The organism is Pseudomonas sp. PvP025, from assembly GCF_017832155.1.
Taxonomy (GTDB): Bacteria; Pseudomonadota; Gammaproteobacteria; order Pseudomonadales; family Pseudomonadaceae; genus Aquipseudomonas.
The window spans coordinates 353,625-374,080 of record NZ_JAFIBJ010000001.1; the positions used below are offsets into that span (position 1 = coordinate 353,625).

17 protein-coding genes are annotated in these 20,456 nt (G+C 60.7%); 7 read left to right on the forward strand and 10 right to left on the reverse strand.

Annotated elements, in window-relative coordinates; translation table 11 throughout:
* Positions 1-61: 61 nt before the first annotated feature.
* A complete protein-coding gene (inhA, locus tag JOE32_RS01685) occupies positions 62-742 on the reverse strand; it encodes an isonitrile hydratase (RefSeq protein ID WP_209980861.1) in 681 nt (226 codons plus the stop codon).
* Positions 743-834: 92 nt separating this feature from the next.
* On the opposite strand from inhA, the gene JOE32_RS01690 reads away from it, so the two are divergent.
* Complete coding sequence (locus JOE32_RS01690; RefSeq protein ID WP_209980863.1) at positions 835-1,800, forward strand: GlxA family transcriptional regulator; 966 nt, start codon at positions 835-837, stop codon at positions 1,798-1,800.
* A 166-nt stretch (positions 1,801-1,966) separates the two neighbouring features.
* Here the strand turns inward: JOE32_RS01690 and JOE32_RS01695 are convergent, their stop codons facing one another.
* The 3 genes from JOE32_RS01695 to JOE32_RS01705 are packed head-to-tail and all read right to left on the reverse strand — an operon-like array spanning position 1,967 to position 5,529.
* Entirely contained in the window at positions 1,967-2,869 is a 903-nt protein-coding gene (locus tag JOE32_RS01695) for an alpha/beta hydrolase (protein ID WP_209980865.1), read from the reverse strand.
* 40 nt (positions 2,870-2,909) lie between these two features.
* The gene (locus JOE32_RS01700; protein ID WP_209980867.1) at positions 2,910-4,736 is read right to left on the reverse strand and encodes a glycoside hydrolase family 15 protein; all 1,827 of its coding nucleotides are present in this window, start codon (positions 4,734-4,736) and stop codon (positions 2,910-2,912) included.
* Entirely contained in the window at positions 4,729-5,529 is an 801-nt protein-coding gene (locus tag JOE32_RS01705; protein ID WP_209980869.1) for a glucose 1-dehydrogenase, read from the reverse strand. The genes JOE32_RS01700 and JOE32_RS01705 overlap by 8 nt, the downstream gene beginning before the upstream one ends.
* A 126-nt stretch (positions 5,530-5,655) precedes the next feature.
* Here JOE32_RS01705 and JOE32_RS01710 point away from each other — a divergent pair, with 126 nt between their 5' ends.
* Positions 5,656-6,594 (forward strand): type III secretion effector protein, encoded by a 939-nt coding sequence (locus JOE32_RS01710; RefSeq protein WP_209980871.1) that lies wholly within the window; start codon positions 5,656-5,658, stop codon positions 6,592-6,594.
* 231 nt (positions 6,595-6,825) lie between these two features.
* Entirely contained in the window at positions 6,826-7,743 is a 918-nt protein-coding gene (locus JOE32_RS01715) for a type III secretion protein (RefSeq protein WP_209980873.1), read from the forward strand.
* A gap of 393 nt (positions 7,744-8,136) precedes the next feature.
* On the opposite strand, the gene JOE32_RS01720 is transcribed toward JOE32_RS01715, so the two are convergent.
* The gene (locus JOE32_RS01720; protein ID WP_209980874.1) at positions 8,137-9,288 is read right to left on the reverse strand and encodes an MFS transporter; all 1,152 of its coding nucleotides are present in this window, start codon (positions 9,286-9,288) and stop codon (positions 8,137-8,139) included.
* 574 nt (positions 9,289-9,862) lie between these two features.
* On the opposite strand from JOE32_RS01720, the gene JOE32_RS01725 reads away from it, so the two are divergent.
* From JOE32_RS01725 to JOE32_RS01740, 4 genes are read left to right on the forward strand one after another with little or no spacing between them, the layout of a single operon-like run.
* On the forward strand, positions 9,863-11,881 hold the full coding sequence (locus JOE32_RS01725; RefSeq protein WP_209980876.1) for a type VI secretion system tip protein VgrG: 2,019 nt from the start codon (positions 9,863-9,865) through the stop codon (positions 11,879-11,881).
* Positions 11,881-12,717 carry a DUF4123 domain-containing protein gene (locus tag JOE32_RS01730; protein WP_209990252.1) on the forward strand — a complete coding sequence of 279 codons (837 nt, stop codon included), beginning with the start codon at positions 11,881-11,883 and terminating at the stop codon, positions 12,715-12,717. The genes JOE32_RS01725 and JOE32_RS01730 overlap by 1 nt, the downstream gene beginning before the upstream one ends.
* The gene (locus JOE32_RS01735; RefSeq protein WP_209980879.1) at positions 12,710-13,489 is read left to right on the forward strand and encodes a hypothetical protein; all 780 of its coding nucleotides are present in this window, start codon (positions 12,710-12,712) and stop codon (positions 13,487-13,489) included. Before JOE32_RS01730 ends, JOE32_RS01735 begins: the two co-directional genes overlap by 8 nt.
* A gap of 15 nt (positions 13,490-13,504) precedes the next feature.
* Complete coding sequence (locus JOE32_RS01740) at positions 13,505-15,649, forward strand: lipase family protein (protein ID WP_209980881.1); 2,145 nt, start codon at positions 13,505-13,507, stop codon at positions 15,647-15,649.
* On the opposite strand, the gene codA is transcribed toward JOE32_RS01740, so the two are convergent.
* From codA to JOE32_RS01765, 5 genes are all read right to left on the reverse strand, one after another.
* Entirely contained in the window at positions 15,646-16,893 is a 1,248-nt protein-coding gene (gene codA / locus JOE32_RS01745) for a cytosine deaminase (RefSeq protein WP_209980883.1), read from the reverse strand. The two genes, JOE32_RS01740 and codA, sit on opposite strands and share 4 nt — an antisense overlap.
* Before the next feature lie 65 nt (positions 16,894-16,958).
* Positions 16,959-18,227, reverse strand: coding sequence for a cytosine permease (gene codB, locus JOE32_RS01750; protein WP_209980887.1), 1,269 nt, complete (start codon positions 18,225-18,227; stop codon positions 16,959-16,961).
* A gap of 162 nt (positions 18,228-18,389) precedes the next feature.
* The gene (locus JOE32_RS01755; protein ID WP_209980889.1) at positions 18,390-18,830 is read right to left on the reverse strand and encodes a GNAT family N-acetyltransferase; all 441 of its coding nucleotides are present in this window, start codon (positions 18,828-18,830) and stop codon (positions 18,390-18,392) included.
* Positions 18,831-18,914: 84 nt separating this feature from the next.
* On the reverse strand, positions 18,915-19,271 hold the full coding sequence (gene queD, locus JOE32_RS01760; RefSeq protein WP_003237990.1) for a 6-carboxytetrahydropterin synthase QueD: 357 nt from the start codon (positions 19,269-19,271) through the stop codon (positions 18,915-18,917).
* 89 nt (positions 19,272-19,360) lie between these two features.
* Positions 19,361-20,440, reverse strand: coding sequence for a patatin-like phospholipase family protein (locus JOE32_RS01765; RefSeq protein WP_209980891.1), 1,080 nt, complete (start codon positions 20,438-20,440; stop codon positions 19,361-19,363).
* Positions 20,441-20,456: the final 16 nt, after the last annotated feature.

Consider the following 20,456-nt stretch of genomic DNA (forward strand, 5'->3'; position numbering starts at 1 on the left):
ATTCAGCGAATGACACACCCCCCTTCGCGAGCAAGCCCGCTCCCACAGAGATACTGCGTCGTCAGCCTAATCGCGCGGCCGCGCGTGCGGTAATTTCACCTCGCACCCTGCGCGACTCGGCGGTGCGCTTGTGGGCTTCGTCCAACACATGCTGTGGCGCAGTGTCCGGACGTCCGGCGTCGAACGGTGGCGCGGGGGCGTATTCGATCTGCAACTGCACCAACTGCGCCGCCGCTTCGCTGTACAGCTCCGCCGCCAGCACCAGCGCAAAGTCGATCCCTGCCGTAATGCCGCCGCCGGTGAACAGGTTGCCGTCGCGCACCACGCGTTCCTGCACCGGGATTGCGCCGAGCGGGGCGAGCATGTCGTGGTAGGCCCAATGAGTGGTGGCCTTGCGACCGCGCAGCAAACCCGCCGCACCGAGTACCAGCGAGCCGGTGCACACCGAGGTCACGTAGCGTGCAGTGAGCGACTGGGCCTTGAGGAAATCGAGGGTGTCGGCATCTTCCATCAACGCACCGACGCCGGCACCGCCGGGTACGCAGAGCACATCCAGGTTGGGGCAGTCGGTATAGGTCATGGTCGGCGTGAACACCAGGCCGGTGCTGGAGGTGACCGGTGCGAGGTCCTTCCATACCAAATGTAATTTCACCTCCGGCAGCGAGCCCAGCACGTCGTAAGGGCCAGTGAGGTCCAGTTGCTGAATGCCGGGGAACAGCAGGAAGCCGATCTGCAAGGTCATGAATGAAACTCCGTTGAGAAGAAGTAGACGCTTGCACTGTAGAGGCCTAGGCTCTGGCGTATACGCCATTGAGCCCACAAATCGCGCCAATCATGCCCAGAATCATTCACGTACTCGCTTTTGATAACGCCCAGGTGCTCGATGTGACCGGGCCGTTGCAGGTGTTCGCATCGGCCAACGACCTGGCCCGCCAGCGTGGCCAGCCGTTGCCGTACCGCGTCTCGGTGATCGCGGCCCAGGCCGAACCGGTCATGACGTCTGCGGGCCTGGCGCTGCTGGCCGAGCCGTTGCCGGCAGTCGACACGCCGTGCGACACCCTGGTGATCGCTGGCGGCTGGGGCGTCTACGGTGCAGCCGAAGACCCGGCGCTGGTGCAATGGGTGCGCGCAAAAGCCCGGCACACCCGGCGCATGGCCTCGGTGTGCACCGGTGCTTTTCTGCTGGCAGCCAGTGGCCTGCTCGACGGTTGTCGCGTCGCCACCCACTGGACACGTTGCGAGGAACTGGCGCGCAAGTTTCCCGCCTTGACGGTGGAGCCCAACCCGATCTTCATCCAGCAGGGTGCGGTGTGGACGTCGGCCGGTGTCACCGCCGGTATCGACCTGTGCCTGGCGCTTGTCGAAGAAGATCTTGGCCGCGCCGTGGCCCTGGAAGTGGCGCGGCACCTGGTGGTGTTCCTCAAGCGCCCGGGCGGGCAGTCGCAATTCAGCGTCACGCTGTCGTTGCAGAACGGCGGCAGCCGCTTCGCCGAATTGCACGCCTGGATCGCGGAAAACCTGACGCTGGATCTGAGCATCGCCACCCTGGCTGCACAGGCCGGCATGAGCGAGCGCAGCTTCGTGCGCCACTACCGCGCCGAAACCGGCCAGACTCCCGCTCGCGCCGTCGACCTGATCCGCGTCGAAACCGCCCGCCGGCAACTGGCAGACAGCGCAGCGTCGATCAAGCGCATCGCCGTGCAGTGCGGGTTTGGTTGCGAAGAAACCCTGCGCCGCAGCTTCCTGCGCGCAGTGTCGGTGACACCTCAGGCATACCGGGAGCGTTTTTCACCGGCGTAGCCACGGTGCCAATGGAAACGGCCCTACCCAACAAGTAGCTCCTGTGGCGAGCGCCAACCCCTCTGGAAACTGTCGAGCTTCAGCGAGGCTGCGATGCGATCGCTGCGGTGTGCCTGCCAGACCGCATTGCCTGCATCACAAGCCTTATCCGGCGGGGAGGGTGCTTTTATCGGTGCAGCAATTCCAGCAACGCCGCCAGGGTCGCTCGCGGTGCTTCCTGAGGAATATTGTGGCCCACGCCAGGCAATACCTGGCGTCGATAAAACCCGCTGAAATGCGCGAGGTCTTCATCTTCTTCCGGCGCAGGCCCGACGCCGTCGTCGGCCCCGCACAACGAAATACTCGGCACTGAAATCGGTGGCTGTTGCACCAGCGCCTGTTCAATGGATTCCAGCGCAGGATCACCCGGCGCGTACATGAATCGATGGCGATAGGAGTGAATCACCACCGCGACAAAATCGGGGTTATCGAATGAAGGCGCGGTCTGCGCATACTGGCTCGGTCCTTCTGCCCAGGACGGCGACCAAAGCGTCCACAGCAATTGGCAGAGTTCGCGGCGATTGGCCGTCAAGCCCGCCACGCCGCGTGGGGTATGAAAATAGTACTGGTACCACAAACGATGCTCCGTCGCGGGCGCCTGAGGCTCGTGCGAGTGGGCGATGTCCTGAATGTTATAGCCATCGCCGGTGACCAGCCCGCGCACCCGCTCCGGCCACAGCGCCGCGACAATACAGGCAGCGCGCCCGCCCCAGTCGTAACCGGCCAGCGTGGCTTGCGCAATCGACAGTGCATCCATGAAGTCCAGCAAGTCCCTGGCCAGCGCGGCTTGCTGCCCCGAGCGCATCACCTGTGTGTTGATGAACCGCGTCGGCCCGTAGCCGCGCAGGTAGGGCACCAGCACGCGATAGCCCTGCTCGCCCAGGGCCGGCGCAATCCCATCATAGCTGCGCGGGTCATAGGGGAAACCGTGCAACAGAATCACCGGTTCACCGTCGGCCGGACCATGGGCCTCATAGGCCATGTCCAGCATGGAGGTACGCACGTAAAGCAGCGGGGCAGGGCAGTTCATCGTTGGCTCCTATCGATGCGTCAAAAGTGACACCCTATGGTCACGGCTGCCACACCGTCTTCTCCCCACTCAACTTCCTGTCCAGAAACGTCGCCGCGCTGATCAGCGCCAGATGGCTCAACGCCTGAGGCGTGTTGCCCAGGTGCCGTGCCTGGGTGTCGAATTCCTCGGCGTACAGGCCCAGCGGGTTGGCGTAGCGCAGCAGTTGCTCGAATTCCAGATGTGCCTTTTCCACCTGGCCGGCGCGGGCCAGGCATTCGACGTACCAGAACGAGCAGGCCGCGAAAGCGCCTTCGGTGCCCTGCAGGCCGTCGATCTGGCTGTCGTCGTTGCGGTAGCGGTAGACCATGCCGTCGCGTACCAGGCTTTTCTGGATCGCGGCCAGGGTCGATAGCCAGCGCGGGTCGGTGGCGGCGACGAAGCGTACCAGCGGCATCAGCAGCATTGAGCCATCGAGGGCGGTGCTGCCGATGTGCTGCACGAAATGGCCGCGCTCCTCGTTCCAGAAGTTTTCCCAGATGTCGGCATAGATCGCCTGGCGCGTCTGGTCCCAGCGGGCGAACGGGGCCGGCAGCGAACGTTTGGAGGCCAGGCGGATTGCGCGGTCCAGGGCCACCCAGCACATCAGCCGCGAATGCAGGAAGTGATGCTGTTCGCCGCGCATCTCCCAGATGCCCACATCCTTGGTATTCCAGATTTCGCAGACCTGGTTCGCCACGTCCACCGTGTGTTTCCAGCCCTCATGGGAGATGGCTTCACCGTATTTGTTCACCAGGTAAACCGCGTCCATCAGCTCGCCGTAGATATCCAGCTGAACCTGATCGAACGCCTCGTTGCCGATGCGCACCGGCGTAGCGCCGCCATGACCGCTGAAGTGGTCGAGAGTGGCTTCCGGCAACTGCTGGCGACCGTCGATACCGTAGAGGATGTTGATCTTGATCGACTGGCCGCAGCAGTCGCTGACCCGGCCTTTGAGCCAGCGCATGTAGCTGTTGGCTTCTTCAATAAATCCCAGGCGCATGAACGCGTAGACAGTGAAAGAAGCGTCGCGGATCCAGGTGTAGCGATAATCCCAGTTGCGCTCGCCGCCGGCAGTTTCAGGCAGGCCGAAGGTGGCGGCGGCAATGATTGCGCCGTGTTTGCGCGAGGTCAGCAGTTTCAGTGCCAGGGCCGAGCGGTTGACCATTTCGCGCCAGCGCCCACGGTAATTGGATTGGCTGATCCAGCCGCGCCAGAACTTCAAGGTGCGTTCCAGATAGAGGTCGGTGCATGCGTTGGTGACGCGCGGATCATCCTCACCGCCGAGCACGAATTCGGCGCCTTCGCCCTGGGCCAGACTGAAGCTGGCGACGGCGGCATCGTCTTCGAGGGTCAGCGCATGGCTGCCGCTCAGGCGCAGGCCAGGCTGGTCGGCGGCGCTGAACACCACGCCTGCATTGGCCATCTCGGCGCGGGTGGTGGCCCGCGCATAGTCATGGCGCACGGCGCAGCGCAGGTGAATGGTCGCCTTGCCGCTGACCACGCGTACGCGACGAATCAACAGCGGCAGGTCATCGACATCCTCACTGACGGTGAGCAGATCGGTGATCTCTACCACGGCTTCGTCACTCAACCAACGGGTTTGCAGCACATTGGTGTCGGGCAGGTAGATCTGCTCGCGACGGGCGTCGGGCAGGTCGGGGGTGAGCTGGAAAGTGCCGGCGTCAGGGGTGTCGAGCAACGCGCAGAAGATCGACGGGCTGTCGAATTCCGGCCAGCAGAAAAAGTCGATGCTGCCCTTGTCGTTCACCAATGCTGCGCTGCGCATGTCGCCAATGATGCCGTGGGCATCGATCGCGCTCTGGGGTTCGTTCCTGAAATCAACCATTGCCACGAAACTCCGGATAAAGGCTCATGCCGCCGTCAATGAAAAGGGTGCTGCCGACCACATAATCAGATGCGTCACTGGCCAGCCATACCACCGCGTTGGCCACGTCTTCCACGTCGCCAACGCGGCCGTAGGGGATCAGCTTGAGCAGCTCTTTTTCTGCCGCGCCTTCGGTGGCTGCGCGGTTGATCGCCGTGCGAATCGCCCCCGGCGCGATGCCATTGATGCGAATGCGTTGCTCGCTGACCTCCTGGGCCAGGGTGCGCATCAACATCTCCACACCGCCTTTGGACGCTGCGTAATTCACATGGCCGGCCCAGGGAATCAGCTGGTGCACCGAACTCATGTGGATGATCTTGCCGGCCGCGCGGGAAACACCTTCGCGCACACCCTGGCGATTGAAAATGCGCACCGCTGCACGGGCGCAAAGGAACTGGCCGGTGAGGTTGACGCCGATCACGGTGTTCCAGTCGTCGAGGGTCATATCGACCAGCTTGGCGTCTTTTTGCAGGCCGGAGTTGGCGACCAGAATATCCAGGTGACCGAATGCGTCGAGGGTCTGGGCAAACAGACGCTCCACGTCAGCCTCTTTTGACACATCGCCGCCGATGGCAATGGCGCGGCCGCCGCCGGCATTGATCTGCGCGGCCAGGGCTTCGGCCGGTGCCGCCTGGGAATTGTAATTGAGCACTACGGCAGCGCCCGCTTCGGCCAGGGCCTTGGCGGCGCCTGCGCCGATGCCGGAGCTGGCACCGGTGACCAGCGCTACTTGTTGCTGCAATGTGATCTGCATCGGCCCACCCACTGATTGTTGAGAGTCCCTTGTGCTGACTGGCGGGCGGCGCTGGAAGTTCAGGGCCATGCATGATTGCCCGCCAGGAACCGATTCCGACCGATGCGCCACACAGGAGGTCAGTTGATGCGTTTCGACCGCAGGTCGGATCTCTCGGCTGCAGACCGCCCCCGTTCACTGGAGAAACCCATGTCGGTATCGACGACTGATCCATCCGTATCCACTTCATCCTTCCATAGCCACTCCCAGGCTAACGCCAGGCCTGAGGAAGCGGCCAAACGCTCTTCGCCTGCTGCGCCGTCCGTCAATGGGCAGAAAATGGCCAATGTGAGCTTTCACTTCCATCAAAATCAGGCCGGACCGGTTTTCGGTCAAGCGCAAACGACAGCGCACATTCAGCATCAGCCCGCCGAGCCTCAGCGCCCTGCGCCTTCGATGTGGGGTTTGCTGGCAATGGTCAGTAACTTGATGAGCCTGTTAGGGTTCGCCCGGCCACCCCTGCTTGCGGGCTTGTCGACGCAGAATAACGAACAGCTGGCGCAAATGCTGTTCAATAATTTCGACGCCTTCAGAGACCCGAAGAAGCCGAGTTATGTCAGCTTCGACAGTATTCGAACGATGGCGAAAAAAGCCTGGACCAGCGATCCGGTCATGAACCAGAACATCCTTCTGGCCAGAGAAATGCTCAAGCGCCCGGCGCTCATGAGAGGTCTCGATCAGGATAAATTCACGGGTGCGCAGGATGGCCTGATCAGGTTGCAAGACCTGGCCGCCGTCAGCCGGGGCGATACTTACTTCAAGTACAAAGGCGATAAAGAGCTGGTCGGATCGATATTCCAGCACTTCAACGAATTGAAATCGCCGGGTGCGCAGGACCTCCGTATCAGCGATCTGGCAAGGTGGGCTGCCGAACCTCTGATGGGTAAAGGTCATCAGGATGACCTGATTCAGATGGCCCGTGAAATCCTCAAGCGTTCTCAGTTGTTGGAAAACATCAATGCCTTTCAACTCGGGTCCGGCGGCGACACTCTCATGCTGTCAGCGCTCTACCACTTGTCTCGCTGACTGTTGCCCCGGCGCCACCCACCGTACGTGGCGCCTGGGTAACGGGTTGGCTGCCCGCCAGGGCGCAACGTTTTTTACATGCTGTCATTGGTGTTTTTCGAACGTTCGGAACTGTCCCTCTCATCCAGCCACATATCAGGTGTTTGCCTGACCTGAGTTTACTCGATGACCGGGCTCATCAAGTTGATGCTCACCAGGCAGGCCTATATTTGAAAAAGTTGGAGATAGCTCATGAGTATCGAGGGCGCATTACCTTACGCACGGCCTTCAGCGCTGGATACAACGGCTATGCGGTCAGCCGTGGCAACACCGGCATCGCCCCCCGAGGCCTGGGGTGAAAGCCGGACGCCTTTAACGGCCGAAACGCCTCGTCAGTCTTCACGGTTGCGCGGATCATTATCCGTGCTGCATCACCGAGGTTTGCAGAATCTCCCCAATGTGCGGGCGCGGACTTCTCCCATCGGCTGCGCAACGACGGACAGCCAGTTGGCCTCGGCACTGGAAAAAGACTATTACCTGTTGTGCCCCTTCCTGAAGGAGGGCCGCCTGACCCTGTCATCACTGCACCAGTTCGCGGCAGAGCCCCATGACGATTGCGACGAGCGCAGCCGCCTGAGCCCGACAGTGGGGGAAATCCTCAAGCGCCCGCGACTGACCGATGCGATCTTGACCCGCGATGGCGACATCACTCGCGACAGCCTCAAGATCGCCGCTACGGCGATCCAGGGCAGCAGTTCACCGCAGGTATTCAGCCAGGATCCGTTTCATGGCAAGGGCAATCACGAGGTGGTGCTGGCTCTTAAGGAATTGTTCGAGCAATTGCGCGAGCCGGCGAAGGATCGAAAGTTTTTCTTTGGCGCTCGCCAGTATGTGGCAATCGCGGCGCTCAAGGAGGTGATGCTGGACCCTTACGAGGTCGATCGGCACGCAGTGCCTGTAGTCGATCCGTTCACAGGCATGCCCAGACCCAAATACAGCGAGCGCTGCGTGTACATGGCGAAAAATCTGTTCACTCGACCGGAATTGATGCCCTCTCTGGAGCGCACCAACGCCGCGCTGCTGTTTGGTCCGATGTGTCCGCAGGGCTATCTCAGCAATACGAGCCTTGATCATTGGCTTGAGCAGGACGCAGAGCGCAAGGCGCGTTGATGGCAGTTGGCGGAGCCCCTTTACAAACGTTTGGAGCGGTCAGGAGGGAACCATTTGCGGCGGTTTGCCACGAATAAGACACCCCATCGGTAGGAGTGTGCCGATGGGTGTCTTCAACTACTGGATCAGGTCTGGATCATGAACTCGACATCCGTTGAATCTCGTCACGCCCAGTACACCGTAGTACCCCTGACTGCTGCATGTGAGGCCAAAAAACAGGACAAGTCTCTGACGCAGGGCCTCAACCTCACGTCCACGCCTAAATTCAGCTTCAAGGCGCCTACTACCGAGGACTTTCATAAAGGTTCGAGAGCGCTCACGGAGAAGTCTGAATCCGGTTTGTCGAGTTCACTGCTCGCCAGCTTACGGAACCTGTTTTCCCGTCGCACGTGATCATGCCCGCAGTATTTTCCCGCTGACCGCTACCCCTGCCAGCAGAATCCCGATCAGCATGAAGGCGGTGGCCAGACTGCTGCCGTGAGCAATGAACCCGATCACGGCAGGGCCCGCCAGAATCCCTGCATAGCCCAGCGTGGTGATGGCCGGCACGGCAATGTGTTCCGGCATTACGGTCTGCTTGCCGACTGCGGTATAGAGCACCGGGACGATGTTTGAACAGCCGGCGCCCACCAGCGCATAACCGAGCAATGCCATTTCCCAGGCAGGGGAGAGTGTCGCGAGGAATATGCCGGCCGCCGCCAGCGCGCCGCCGACCACGATCACACGCGTTGCGCCCAGACGACGCACGATCACATCACCGGTCAGGCGTCCGGCGGTCATGGTCAAGGCAAAGGCTGCGTAGCCCAGGCCCGCATAGGCTTCATCCAGGCCGCGTTCGGCACTGAGGAACACTGCGCTCCAATCCAGTACCGCGCCTTCGGCCAGGAACACGATAAAACACAGACAGCCGATAAACAGCACCACGCCATGGGGAATGGCAAACGCAGGTCCGGAGCTTTCACTGCCGTAAGGCAACAGATGCGGCCCGGCCTTGAGCAGCGCCAGGACCATGATCACGATCACCACCAGCGTCGCCTGCAATGGCGAGCAGCCGAGCCCCAGCAGGCCCGCGACACCCGCCGCGCCGACGATGCCTCCCAGGCTGAACAACCCATGGAAGCCTGACATCATGGTCTTGCCACTGGCGCGCTCAACGATCACCGCTTGCAGGTTGACCGTAGAGTCCACCGCGCCGAGGCCCGCGCCGAACAGGAATAACCCGGCAATCAGTAGCGGTATAGAACTGACCGTGGCCAGCATCGGCAAGGCCAGGCAGATCATGATCGTACCCGCCGTCAGTACGCGGCGGCAGCCATAGCGTGATGCGAGCACGCCCGCCATTGGCATGGCGAGGATCGACCCCACGCCCAGGCATAACAGCAGCAGGCCCAGCGTGCCTTCGTTGAGGTTCGCGCGCGCCTTGGCATAGGGCACCAGAGGGGCCCAGGCCGCGATGCCGAAGCCGGCGATAAAAAAGGCGATGCGTGTCGACATTTGTTCCAGCCGGCCGGGAACCACGGGCGCTGGGGTGGGGATGGCAGTCATGCAGAGTCCTTGGTTTGACGTTCAACTAACGATGTCCTGCGCGACATCCTTGCACATCAGGCCGTCCCGAGCGAGCGTGCTTGCGTCGCCATTCGGGGCTAAAAGCGCCGGTCGCGAATATTATTTTACAAATGCGGGAACGCTCAGCACGTTACTGACCACAGAAAGGCTATCGAGCCTATGGGAGGTGGTCTTGAAGGGGTGTAGTCCCCGGGGGAAAGGCTGAACCCCGGATTTCCCGCAGGGATTACTCTTATCAGTGCACCTCCCACAGGATCGGTTTTTTGTGATAAATCGACACTTGCTTGGCATGTGACTACAGCATGTTAGTTATCTGCCTACGAACTAACGTACGAAATTTCTTATTGATAGCAATCAGTCTGTTGGTCTTTTTTATTATCTTGTAAAAGACACTTCCATCCTCGTCGTACGAAACTTCTTTTTTATTTTTGAAAGGCCGAATTTCCTCTGGAATCGCTAAGCTTCAGGGCGTTCAGGCACTTTTTTTCGCCACCCAGCGGGGACTGACGAGGAAAAGCATTTCAATCAGGAAGTTGATTGGCGGTTACCCAAGATGGCTGATGCGTTTGTTTCTTCACGGTGTAAATTAATCTTTCCAGGGCTGGATACAGACTTTCAGGTATTGGCATTCAAGGGCACTGAGGCCATTGATCAGCCATACTTTATTCAGGTTCAGTTAGTCAGCGAAAACGCCTCTATTGACCTGGAGGCCTTGCTTCATCAACCAGTCTTCCTGTGCCTGGGCGAAGTCGATGAAGGCCTGCATGGGCAGGTCTACAGCGTCGGTCGCGATGACCCGGGTGCACGGCTCACGCGCTACCGCCTCACCCTGGCACCGCGGCTGGCGTGCCTGGCCCACCGCCGCGACCAGAGGATTTTCCAGCTGCGCAGTGTGCCGCAGATCATTGCGGCGGTGCTCGAACACCACGGCATCCTCGCCGACGCCTATGCCTTTGAGCTTGGCCCGGTGGTGTATCCGCCGCGCGAGTTCTGCGTGCAATACGCAGAAACCGACCTGCATTTCATCCAGCGGCTGTGCGAGGAGGAGGGCATCCATTTCCACTTTCGCCACACTGCGGACAATCATCTACTGGTATTCGGCGATGACCAGACGGTGTTTCAGCGCCTGCCCGCGCAGCGTTACAGCGCCTCAGCCGACCCGATGCATCAGGGCGCTCCGGTGGTCCAGCGTTTCGACCGGCGGCTGGCGACACGCAGCCAGCAAACCGTGCGCCGTGATCATGATTTCGAGCACCCTTCGCTGTCCCTGCAGGACACCGCCGGGGATACCGGCGCGCTACCCCATCAGGACTATCGGTACCCCGCAGGCTTTACCGGCCATGCACGGGGTGTGCAATTGGCGCGACGGGGCCTGGAGCGCCATCAAAGCGATCGGCATCGGGTGCTGGGCAGGAGTGATCAACCTGCGCTGCGCAGCGGTCACTTCCTGCCGTTACAGGACCACCCGGACCCGGACTGCAATGACTTGTGGCTGCTTACGTCGGTGCGCCATGAAGGTTATCAACCGCAGGTGCTGGAGGAAGCAGTCGTCGAGGCTGGCAAGTTCCGTGGTTATCGCAACCGCTTCACCGCGACACCCTGGCGCGCCGTACACCGACCGCCCCTCAAACACCCCAGGCCAACCATCAACGGCAGCCAGACCGCGACAGTGACCGGGCCTGCCGGGGAGGATGTGCATTGCGATGCCTATGGCCGGGTGAAGGTCCGCTTTCATTGGGATCGCCTGGACAAGACCGACGACAAGAGCAGTTGCTGGGTGAGGGTGGCGTCGGGATGGGCAGGTGATGGCTTCGGCGCGATGATGATTCCACGGGTGGGAATGGAAGTGCTGGTGACGTTCCTGGAAGGCGATCCGGACCGGCCGCTTGTCAACGGCTGCCTGCCCAATGCATCACACCTGCCCAGCTACCCGTTGCCACAACACAAGACGCGCAGCGTGTTGCGCAGTTGCAGCTCACCCGGCGGCGATGGCGCCAACGAGTTGCACCTCGAAGACCGGCGCGGCGAGGAACTCATCTTCCTGCGCGCCCAGCGTGACCTGGAACAACAGGTCGGGCATGACAGTCGCCTTGAGGTGGCCGGCGAGCGGCGTGAAGTCATTCGCGGAGTGAATTCGGTGCGCCTGGAAAGCGAGGATCATTGCCATGTCGTGGGTGATCGCAAGGTGGTGCTCGAGGCGCACGATCACCTCGATGTACAGGGCGACAGCCTGACCCGTGTCGGCCAGACCCTGGTGATCGAGGCCGGGCAGCAACTGCACCTCAAGGCCGGTGCCAGCCTGGTGATTGATGCGGGGGCGCAACTGAGTCTGAAGGCCGGAGGCGAACACCTGGTGATCCAGGCCGGCGGTATCTTCAGCAGCCGGCCAATCATCCCGGGCGGCGCGCCGTCCCTCACGCGCTCGATCAGCGCCATGCCGGCGGCGGCTGCGAGTATCTCCACGGCACAGGGCGCCATCATGCGTTTGGCTCGAAAACTGGACGCGGATTTTTGCCCACTCTGTGAACGCTGCCGCGAAGGCCTGTGCGACAGGCTCGGGAGGGCTGCATGATGGAGAACCTGCCCAGCGAATGGATGGTCCGGCAACAACAGGCGGGACGGCGTCTGTGTCTGATACTCGAGGGAAGCAACCGTGCGCGTCAGCCACTGCTGGCCGTGCGTGAGCCGCCTTACTACCGCAGCCTGTACAGCGAGACCGTTGCAGCGCAGCTGGCAGACTCAGGTCCCGTGATCCTGCTGTTGGAGCATCTGAATGAACCCGCTCTGGTTGAGCTGCTGCAACATCCCGAGGGCCATTGGGGTTGGCTGGGGAGCCTGCCCGATGAAGACCTGACCAGCCTGGCGCGACACTGGCGCGAGCGGTTGATCATGGGGGCGGCTGGTAGTCAGGCGCTCTACCGTTTCCACGACAGTCGCACCTTCGCCCGTGCCCTGGCCCATTTACCGAAAGCACACTGGCCGACCTTTCTCGGCCCTATGATCAGCGTGTGCTACTGGCATGAAGGCGCCTGGCAACAAGCCGAGAACCCTGCCCCCGGAGACTACCCGGTGCCTGATCCGGCCCCATGGCTGACCGTCCCAAACCCACAGTCCGAAGCGATCCTGCACGGCAATATCCTGCGCTACCTGTTGGCCGAACACAGCGAAAACCTTGCTGCGCTGTTTGAATTTCAGGACCCCCGAATCTGGTTGACGCAAGTACTGGAACAGGCACGTGCCTGGCAGTGGAGTGGGGTGGAGCAACTGGAATTCCTGGTGGTGCGCAGGCTGGAGGAAGCGACGCGAGGCAGCATTGTTCATTGGCAACCGAGAACCGGCGAGGCGCCGGGAGAGCATTTTCAACGGGTCGCTGGGCAGTGGCGCAGGGCGGGGTGCGAGGATGAATAGGTGGGTGGGAGCGACGTTATTTGTTTTTGTGATGGCGGGGCTTTATGGGGGTGCGGGGAGGGCGGCGGAGCGCTTTACGTTGGAGTTGGATTTGCCGGCCGGATTTGCTGCTCTAGGGGACGCCACCTATACACCTGCACCCGGTGAAACCTGCAAGCTGCCCAAAAGAATGGGTAAACGGCCTGAGTTGAAAATATTCAAGGCCGCCAGCAAGCCGGTAGCTAATAGAGTGAGTTTCGATGTGCCGCTGACGGAGAGCGTGGACGGTTGTGCCTTGGTAGTGCGCGAGCTTGTTTTCGCACTCAATGCCAGATGGGGAACGCGCTGGTCGGATATTGGACGAGATTACGCGATCATTTATTTTCGCGATAACGGTGAGGCCTGGACATCTCCGATGCCTGAGTCGGGAGTACAGGAGCTTCATGGGCAATGCCAGTGGGTATTTCGAACGGTTGGTTATGCGCATGCCTTGATCAAGGGGCTGCGTTGCAGATCATTGGATGACGGCGGTCAAATCACAACTGAGCGGCCAGGTGGATATGTAACTCGCGACGGATTAGCTGGCCGGACGTTGAGGATGACATGGGCACTCAGCGAGGAAGAATCACCCGCTGATGGTGATAACTGGGTAAGCGTCCCAGGCGGCTGGAGGCGGTGTATGGGGGAAAGCCAGGATGACGTGTTCGGCTTTTGTCGCGGCAATGTCACTGACTTCAAGACGTTCAAAATGCCTGATGGACGCTTTTGCAGTATTTATCCGACTTGTTATTAACTAAGGAGAACATTCATGGGACAGGATGCATGGAAGCAGCAATTCTTCAGTAGTCAGATGCCCGCTTGTGCATTAAGCGGAGATTGGTTGACCTTCTGCCTGGTTGATACAGCGGGAAGTGGACAACGTTATGGTGGGTTGGCCTACACCATCAATGACAGTGCTGGCAGGCAATATAAAGGTCGTTTGAATGGGGACGGCTTTGCCAGGGTTGAGGGTTTTTTCTGTGGCCCTGTCGTCCTGATGCTGGAGGATTCTTATTCGGGTAACTTAATGCCCTATCAGTGGCTTGGGACGCGAGCCGATTACGCACTGCCTATCACTGAGCTTCAAGTGCGGGCAGAGCAGACACTGTTTCTTGATCAAGACGATCCCCTTATCGAGCGTAACCCTGCGCAAAAAAAAGCGGATCATTTTTATCAGGTCGAAGTCAGTGATCTGGTACGGCACCGTGCTCACTTGCCGCCAATATCGGCGCGCACTAATCGTCCGATGCGGCATGCGCTCAAAATGATGGCAGAGCTGGGCTTTGGCCCTCCAGAATTGTTCCTCGACGGGTTGGTGCTGTTTCCAAAAAAATTCACGGTGTTGGAGGTTCGGCCTCTGCGAGCGCTGCGGCCTGTCATTTCCACGGGTGATCAATTTTGCGCGTTGAACCTTTACCAGTTAGCTCTAATGGCGACGTTAAGCTATTGCGAGTTCGGCCAAGACCCTACATCCGGTTCAGAAGAAACGGTCAGCTTCCCGCTCAACCCTAGTATCGGAAATATGTTCGTAGAGCATTTGTCCTGCTACCGAGAAGCCTGGAAGTTCGACCCAGCGCAAGTGCAGCGGTTTTATCCACTGTACGAAAACGTGGCTTACTCCAAGCGTTTTGAGATCTTGCCTTTTGATCCGAAACTGTATGAGCGGAATCACTCCGCTGGTGAAAGTCCGCAGCGACTTCACTTTTTCAACGATGCTGAATTCGGCACCGACACTCAGGCTTTTATCTGTCATCACGATGAGGTAGTGCTTGTCGCAGTGCGTGGCACGGCCAGTGGGGCGGATGCTTTGCGCGATGCAGATGCTCATCAAGTGTCCTTTGTCGAAGGGGTTGGGAAAGCTCACCAAGGGTTTTACCAAGCATTTCAAGCCATGCATAACCATGTACTGGACTATCTATTCCGATTTCACAAAGACCAGCGCATTGTCATCTGCGGTCACAGTCTTGGCGGCGCAATTGCCTTGCTATTGGCTGAAGGGCTGCGTCGCGTCCCTGACCGAGATTACAACCCACTCCTCTACACTTACGGCGCCCCCCGCGCAGCCGACTCCGAGTTCGTCGCCGGCGCGTCCAGCTTGGTGCACCATCGCATCGTCAACCACAACGACCCAGTGCCCAGTGTCCCGGCCACATGGATGAACACCACTGCCAAGCTGTGGATTCCCGGTGCTGTCGCATTGTTCAGTGCCCCCGGCCCCGGCGGCTTGTTGTTCGCCGCCGGGCTGGTGCGCGTGGGTGGCGACCCCTATCAGCATCATGGCGAACAGCAGCATTTCATGCCGATCAAGCTGCCGGATGGCACGCAGTCTTCGGTGTTGTGGAAACCCGGTTGTGAGTCCATCCAGGAAGCGGCCTGCAATCGCGCGCTGCAGCTGTACGGTGACATGCCCGCGCGTGACAACCTGCTGAAACAGCTATTTCAGGCCAGCCAGCATTTCATGACTGCCAGTTACATACCGGCCGCCTGGGCCACCTTGCGTCGTTGGCAGCAGACCCTGGAAAGCCAGGGTACGTTGGTCACGCCGAGGGAGTTCGAATGGATCGACCGAGCGCTTGAGCATATGGGCCAGCAACTGCGCAACAGGAACCGCGAACTTGATCGTCGTCGGCCGACTAACCAGCGCAGTCACGCGCACCCACTCAGCCAGGCCTTGAGTGCCGAAATCGACCGCTTGCGCACCAGCCGCGAGCGCCTGCAGAGCTTGCGCTGGCGCCGCCTTGATGCCCGCGACGTCTATGGCAGTCATGCCGACGCGCCGCATCTGCAACCCTGCCTTAAACGTTGGTTCAGCCATCGCGAGAACCGCGCATTGTGCCAGGTTGCCAGCATTCCGCCGCCCACCCTCGATGATCGAGGGAGGGCGCATACGCTGGATATCGACTCGATCGTCTAGCCCGCAGCGTGCAAAAATTCCACCTGCGCGGGCTGGCGTTTCATTAGCACCTTGCCATTGCGGATCGAGTACAGCGGCAGGCCCTGGCTGCGAATTACCTCATAGTCGCTGTCTGCCGAGAGAATCAGCAGGTTGGCCGGCCGCCCGGGCGCCAGGCCGTACCGGTCACCCAGGGCCATGGCCTTGGCGCTGTTGTCGGTGACCAGATCGAGGGCGCTTTGCAGGTTGCGGTAGCCGAGCATATGGCAGATGTGCAAGCCCGCTTCCAATACGCGCAGGATGTTGCCGTTGCCCAGCGGGTACCACGGATCGACGATGGAGTCCTGGCCGAAGCACACGTTCATGCCGGCCTCCAGCAGTTCGTTGACGCGCGTAACGCCACGGCGTTTCGGGAAACTGTCGAAGCGCCCTTGCAGGTGAATGCTTTCGGTGGGGCAGGACACGAAGCTGATGCCCGAATGCCCCAGCAGGCGGAACAGTTTGGCGCAGTAGGCATTGTCGTAGGAGCCCATGGCCGTGGTGTGGCTGGCGGTGACACGGGCACCCATGTCGCGGCTGCGCGCTTCTTCGGCAAGCACTTCGAGGAAGCGCGAGTGGGGGTCGTCGGTTTCGTCGCAATGCACGTCCACCAGGCAGCCGGTGCGCTCGGCCAGGTCCATCAGAAATTTCACCGAGCTTACGCCCTGGTCACGGGTGTACTCGAAGTGCGGAATACCGCCGACCACATCGGCCCCCAGGCGAATGGCTTCTTCCATCAGCTCACGGCCGTTGCGGTAGGACTCGATGCCTTCCTGGGGAAAGGCGACGATTTGCAGGTCGATCAGGTGCGCGCTTTCCTCGCGCACCTGCAGCATGGCCTTGAGCGCGGTGAGGTCCGGGTCGGTGACATCGACGTGGGTGCGCACATGCTGGATACCGTGGGCGGCCAGGGCCTGGATGGTCTTGCGGGCACGCGTGCGGGTGTCTTCCTCGGTGATGGTGGCCTTGCGTTCGCCCCAGCACTCGATGCCTTCGAACAACGTACCGCTCATGTTCCAGCGTGGTTCGCCGGCCGTGAGGGTGGCATCGAGATGGATATGCGGTTCGACAAAGGGCGGTATCACCAGATTGCCGGCGGCGTCCAGGTCGTGGGCTGTTAACCCAGGCACAGCGGTCTGTGCCGTGATGCTGGCAATCCGGCCATTTTCCAGGTGCAGATCATGCAGGCCTTCACGGTTGCGCAGGCGGGCATTGATGATGTGCATGGGCACGTTCCTCTTGGCTAAAAACAATCAGGCGGCCGACAGATTACCATCGGCAAGGGTAAGGCTCATGCCTGCGCGTCAGCCAATGGTTCGCGTACGTGCAGTACGGCGGTGAGCAGCATGTAGGTCAGGGACGCGGCGACTATCCCCACCAGTGGCGCCACCCAGGGCGAGCTGAACGCCAGCACGGTGCCGACGGCATATGCCGCCAGTCCCGGCCAGTTGAAGGCGGGCAGGCGGGCGACGGCCAGGCGCGGGTAACGGCCACGATAGCGGTAGAAGAAGTCTGCCATGATCACTCCTCCTATCGGGGGGATCACGGTGCCCAGCAGAATCAGGTACGGGACCAGCATGTCATACATGCCCAGCAAGGCCAGCAAGGTGCCGATCACTGCGCCGGCCAGGGTCACGGTCTTGCGGCGGCGAGTGCGTAACAGGTTGCAACCGGCCACGGCGAAGTTGTAAATGGTGTTGTCCTGAGTGCTCCAGATGTTGAGCAGCAACATGGCCATCGCCGCCATGGCAAAGCCTTGCAGCAGCAACACTTCAACCACGTCAGGTTGCTGATAGACGATGGCGCCATAAGCGCCGATCAACACCATCAAGCCATTGCCGACAAAGAATCCGATCAGACTGGCCAGCACCGCGACTCTGGCCGAGCGGGAAAATCGCGTCCAGTTGGTGGCCTGGGTCGCCCCGCTGACAAAGGTACCAAACACCAGGGTGATCGCCGTGGACAGGTTCAACTCACCCGTCGGCACCACCGCCAGCAGGCCATCCAGCCCGCCGACCTGTACCGTTGCCACCCACATCGACAGGCACAGCAGAATGCCCATCGCCGGCACCGCGATATACGACAGGATCTCAAGGCCGCGATACCCCACGTATGCCGTCGCGCAGAACACCAGCCCAAACAGCACCATCAAACCCAGCATGCTGCCCTGGCTCAATGCGAAATATTTGCCCAGTACCACGGCTGCCGTGGCGGTACCCCAGGCATACCAGCCGATCTGGGTAAAACCGAGAATCAGGTCGCTGAGCTTGCTGCCCACCTCGCCGAAACAGAAGCGGCCCATCAGCACGGAGTTCAAGCCGCTTTTGAACGCGATGTATCCCAGTCCTGCAGCGTAGATGCCCAACAGCAGGTTACCCAACGCCACGACACCGAGCATATCGACGAAGCTGAACGCCACACCCAGTTTGCCGCCGGCAAACATGGTCGCGGTAAAAAAGGTGAACCCCAACAGCACCATCGCGGTGGACGCCAAGCCCTTGCGCGCATGCAGCGGGACCTCGCTGAGAGGGTAATCGTTGCCCGGTTCGTGCTGCGTCATGTGCCTTGCTCCCTGATGGTTGACGCAGGTGTGTTGCACCGCGCGTGCCAAACCGGCAGGCGGTCAATAATCACTGCACCGTACTTTTAGCCATCTGAAAGACCGGTGCTCACCCAGCGCGAAAGCGGTGCAGCAGTGAGACACATTGGATCGTTAGCTGAGTCAGAGTTGTTTGCTCATATACACCCTGCGCAGGCCGTTCTCGACGCAATGATGGGTTTTTACATAGCCTCTGCGAGTGTAGAGCGCGATATTCTCGGTCATGGCTTCATTGGTGTAGAGGACGATGCTCGTAGCGCCCGACTGAACAGCCTGTTGCTCGGCAAAGTCCATCAACTGCCGCCCGAACCCGAGGCCCTGGGCATTCGGGTCGACGGCGAGGTTATCCAGCAAGAGCGCATTACTGGCAAAGGCCAGGATGATAAAACCCTGAACCCGCCCGCCATCGTCCAGCACATGCACCCCGCCGCAGGCAACCCGTTGGTGATAGTCCTCCAGCATCGGGCCGGGTTTACGACCGATGCGCTCTATGTACGGCGCGTAGGCGGCCTGGACAATGAATTCAATGGCAGTGACATCGTGGGCGGTAGCGGGGCGTATCATTGTTGCGGGCTCCGTCGAAAAATGACTGGTATGTGACCGTGCACAAAAAAGCCACCCGCAGGTGGCTTTCCATTCATCAACCGCTCACTCGCCGCGATAGATGCAACCGCTGGTGCAGGTCTCATGGATGCGGATCGCGCTGAGTTCCGGCAGCAGAGGTTTGAGTTCGGTCCAGATCCACTTGGCCAGCACTTCGCTGGTCGGGTTTTCCAGGCCGGGGATGTCGTTGAGGTAGTTGTGGTCGAGGCGTTCGTAGAGCGGCTTGAAAATTGCCTTGATCTCCGAAAAGTCGCGAATCCAGCCGGTATGGGGATCCAGGTCGCCGCTGAGATGGATCGCCACTTTGAACGAATGCCCATGCAGGCGCCCGCACTTGTGGCCTTCCGGTACATGGGGCAGGCGATGGGCGGATTCGAACGTAAACTCTTTGAAGATTTCCACGGTATTTTCGGCTCGGTCAGGTATCTGGCAGGCGGCGAGTTTAACAGCTTGATCCCGCACTGCGCACACCGTCCCTCGCTCCTGCCGTTTTAGAGGGCCAGCAGCCGCTCGCCCAGCCTGCCGTTATCCGCCAATTGCAGAAACTCATCCCCCAGCCGCTGGCTCTCGCTCATCGCGGTTTGCCAGTATTTGTGGCGACTGGCGTCATCGCCCATGAAGCGCTTGAAATCGCTGCGGTCAGGCAGTTTGCCGTGGGGCAGGCGAGCGAGGTAGTCCTTTGAGGGCGCCAGTAGCAACACATCCTGCAAACCCTGTTGACTGCTGCGGCGCCATGGCAGGCCCTTGTCGAACCAGCCTGGAATGACCCGGTCGGTAAAGTGCGGGTACAGCACGATGTCATCACCGCTGTAGGGCAGGTCGAGGTGGTAATCCAGCAGGCCGCCGTCGCGGTAGGTGCCTGCGCCTGCGCCGGGCAGGTCGCGCACGCCTTGCATCACCATGGGGATCGAGCCGGAGGCGAGCAGCGCCTGGCGCAGGTTGCCCACACCCAGCGCAATGAAGCGCGACGGGAAATCCTTCAAGGGGTGCACCGGCGGCGCCTGGCGCGGGTCGTGGATGATCAGCCGCTCGAAATGCCGCGACAGCCGTGCGCGAGCGCGCAGGTTGTCGGCAATCACCGACGACAGGCCCAGACCCAGCCGTCCGCGGTGGTCATCGGCGAGCAGGCCGTGGCTTTTGACCACCATGATGTTCAGCCGATAGTCGGGATTGTCCAGCACCTGTGCATCGCGGCCGGCCAGTAGATCGTCGAGCATGCGCTGGCAACTGCGGGTGACCTCGGAAATGGTCACGCCTTTGGCAAACCGTTGTTCGTTATACAGACGCCCGAGATCAAGCAGGCCTTGCACCGGGTCGGGCAGGCACGCGCTGGCAAACCGCCAGGAACCGATGGACGCGCCGATCAGTGCGCGCTCACGCGGTGTACGGCGCAGCCAGTCGCCAAACAGCGCCAGGTCCAGACCCTGGATTCCCAAAGCCTTGGGGCCGCCAGCTGCGCCCGGCAGGATGCCGACCTCGGCAGGCCCAAGGCCTTGCTCACGGATACGGGTGAATGCGCGTTTACCCGCCTTGAGGGTCAGGGCGGAAAACTTGACATGAATAGCGGCCATACACGTCTCAAACTGA

Bases quoted from the DNA above. Each gene is read 5' to 3' on its own strand.
- inhA (WP_209980861.1), bottom strand. From the start codon at position 742: ATGACCTTGCAGATCGGCTTCCTGCTGTTCCCCGGCATTCAGCAACTG.
- JOE32_RS01690 (WP_209980863.1), top strand. From the start codon at position 835: ATGCCCAGAATCATTCACGTACTCGCTTTTGATAACGCCCAGGTGCTC.
- JOE32_RS01695 (WP_209980865.1), bottom strand. From the start codon at position 2,869: ATGAACTGCCCTGCCCCGCTGCTTTACGTGCGTACCTCCATGCTGGAC.
- JOE32_RS01700 (WP_209980867.1), bottom strand. From the start codon at position 4,736: ATGGTTGATTTCAGGAACGAACCCCAGAGCGCGATCGATGCCCACGGC.
- JOE32_RS01705 (WP_209980869.1), bottom strand. From the start codon at position 5,529: ATGCAGATCACATTGCAGCAACAAGTAGCGCTGGTCACCGGTGCCAGC.
- JOE32_RS01710 (WP_209980871.1), top strand. From the start codon at position 5,656: ATGCGTTTCGACCGCAGGTCGGATCTCTCGGCTGCAGACCGCCCCCGT.
- JOE32_RS01715 (WP_209980873.1), top strand. From the start codon at position 6,826: ATGAGTATCGAGGGCGCATTACCTTACGCACGGCCTTCAGCGCTGGAT.
- JOE32_RS01720 (WP_209980874.1), bottom strand. From the start codon at position 9,288: ATGACTGCCATCCCCACCCCAGCGCCCGTGGTTCCCGGCCGGCTGGAA.
- JOE32_RS01725 (WP_209980876.1), top strand. From the start codon at position 9,863: ATGGCTGATGCGTTTGTTTCTTCACGGTGTAAATTAATCTTTCCAGGG.
- JOE32_RS01730 (WP_209990252.1), top strand. From the start codon at position 11,881: ATGGAGAACCTGCCCAGCGAATGGATGGTCCGGCAACAACAGGCGGGA.
- JOE32_RS01735 (WP_209980879.1), top strand. From the start codon at position 12,710: ATGAATAGGTGGGTGGGAGCGACGTTATTTGTTTTTGTGATGGCGGGG.
- JOE32_RS01740 (WP_209980881.1), top strand. From the start codon at position 13,505: ATGGGACAGGATGCATGGAAGCAGCAATTCTTCAGTAGTCAGATGCCC.
- codA (WP_209980883.1), bottom strand. From the start codon at position 16,893: ATGCACATCATCAATGCCCGCCTGCGCAACCGTGAAGGCCTGCATGAT.
- codB (WP_209980887.1), bottom strand. From the start codon at position 18,227: ATGACGCAGCACGAACCGGGCAACGATTACCCTCTCAGCGAGGTCCCG.
- JOE32_RS01755 (WP_209980889.1), bottom strand. From the start codon at position 18,830: ATGATACGCCCCGCTACCGCCCACGATGTCACTGCCATTGAATTCATT.
- JOE32_RS01765 (WP_209980891.1), bottom strand. From the start codon at position 20,440: ATGGCCGCTATTCATGTCAAGTTTTCCGCCCTGACCCTCAAGGCGGGT.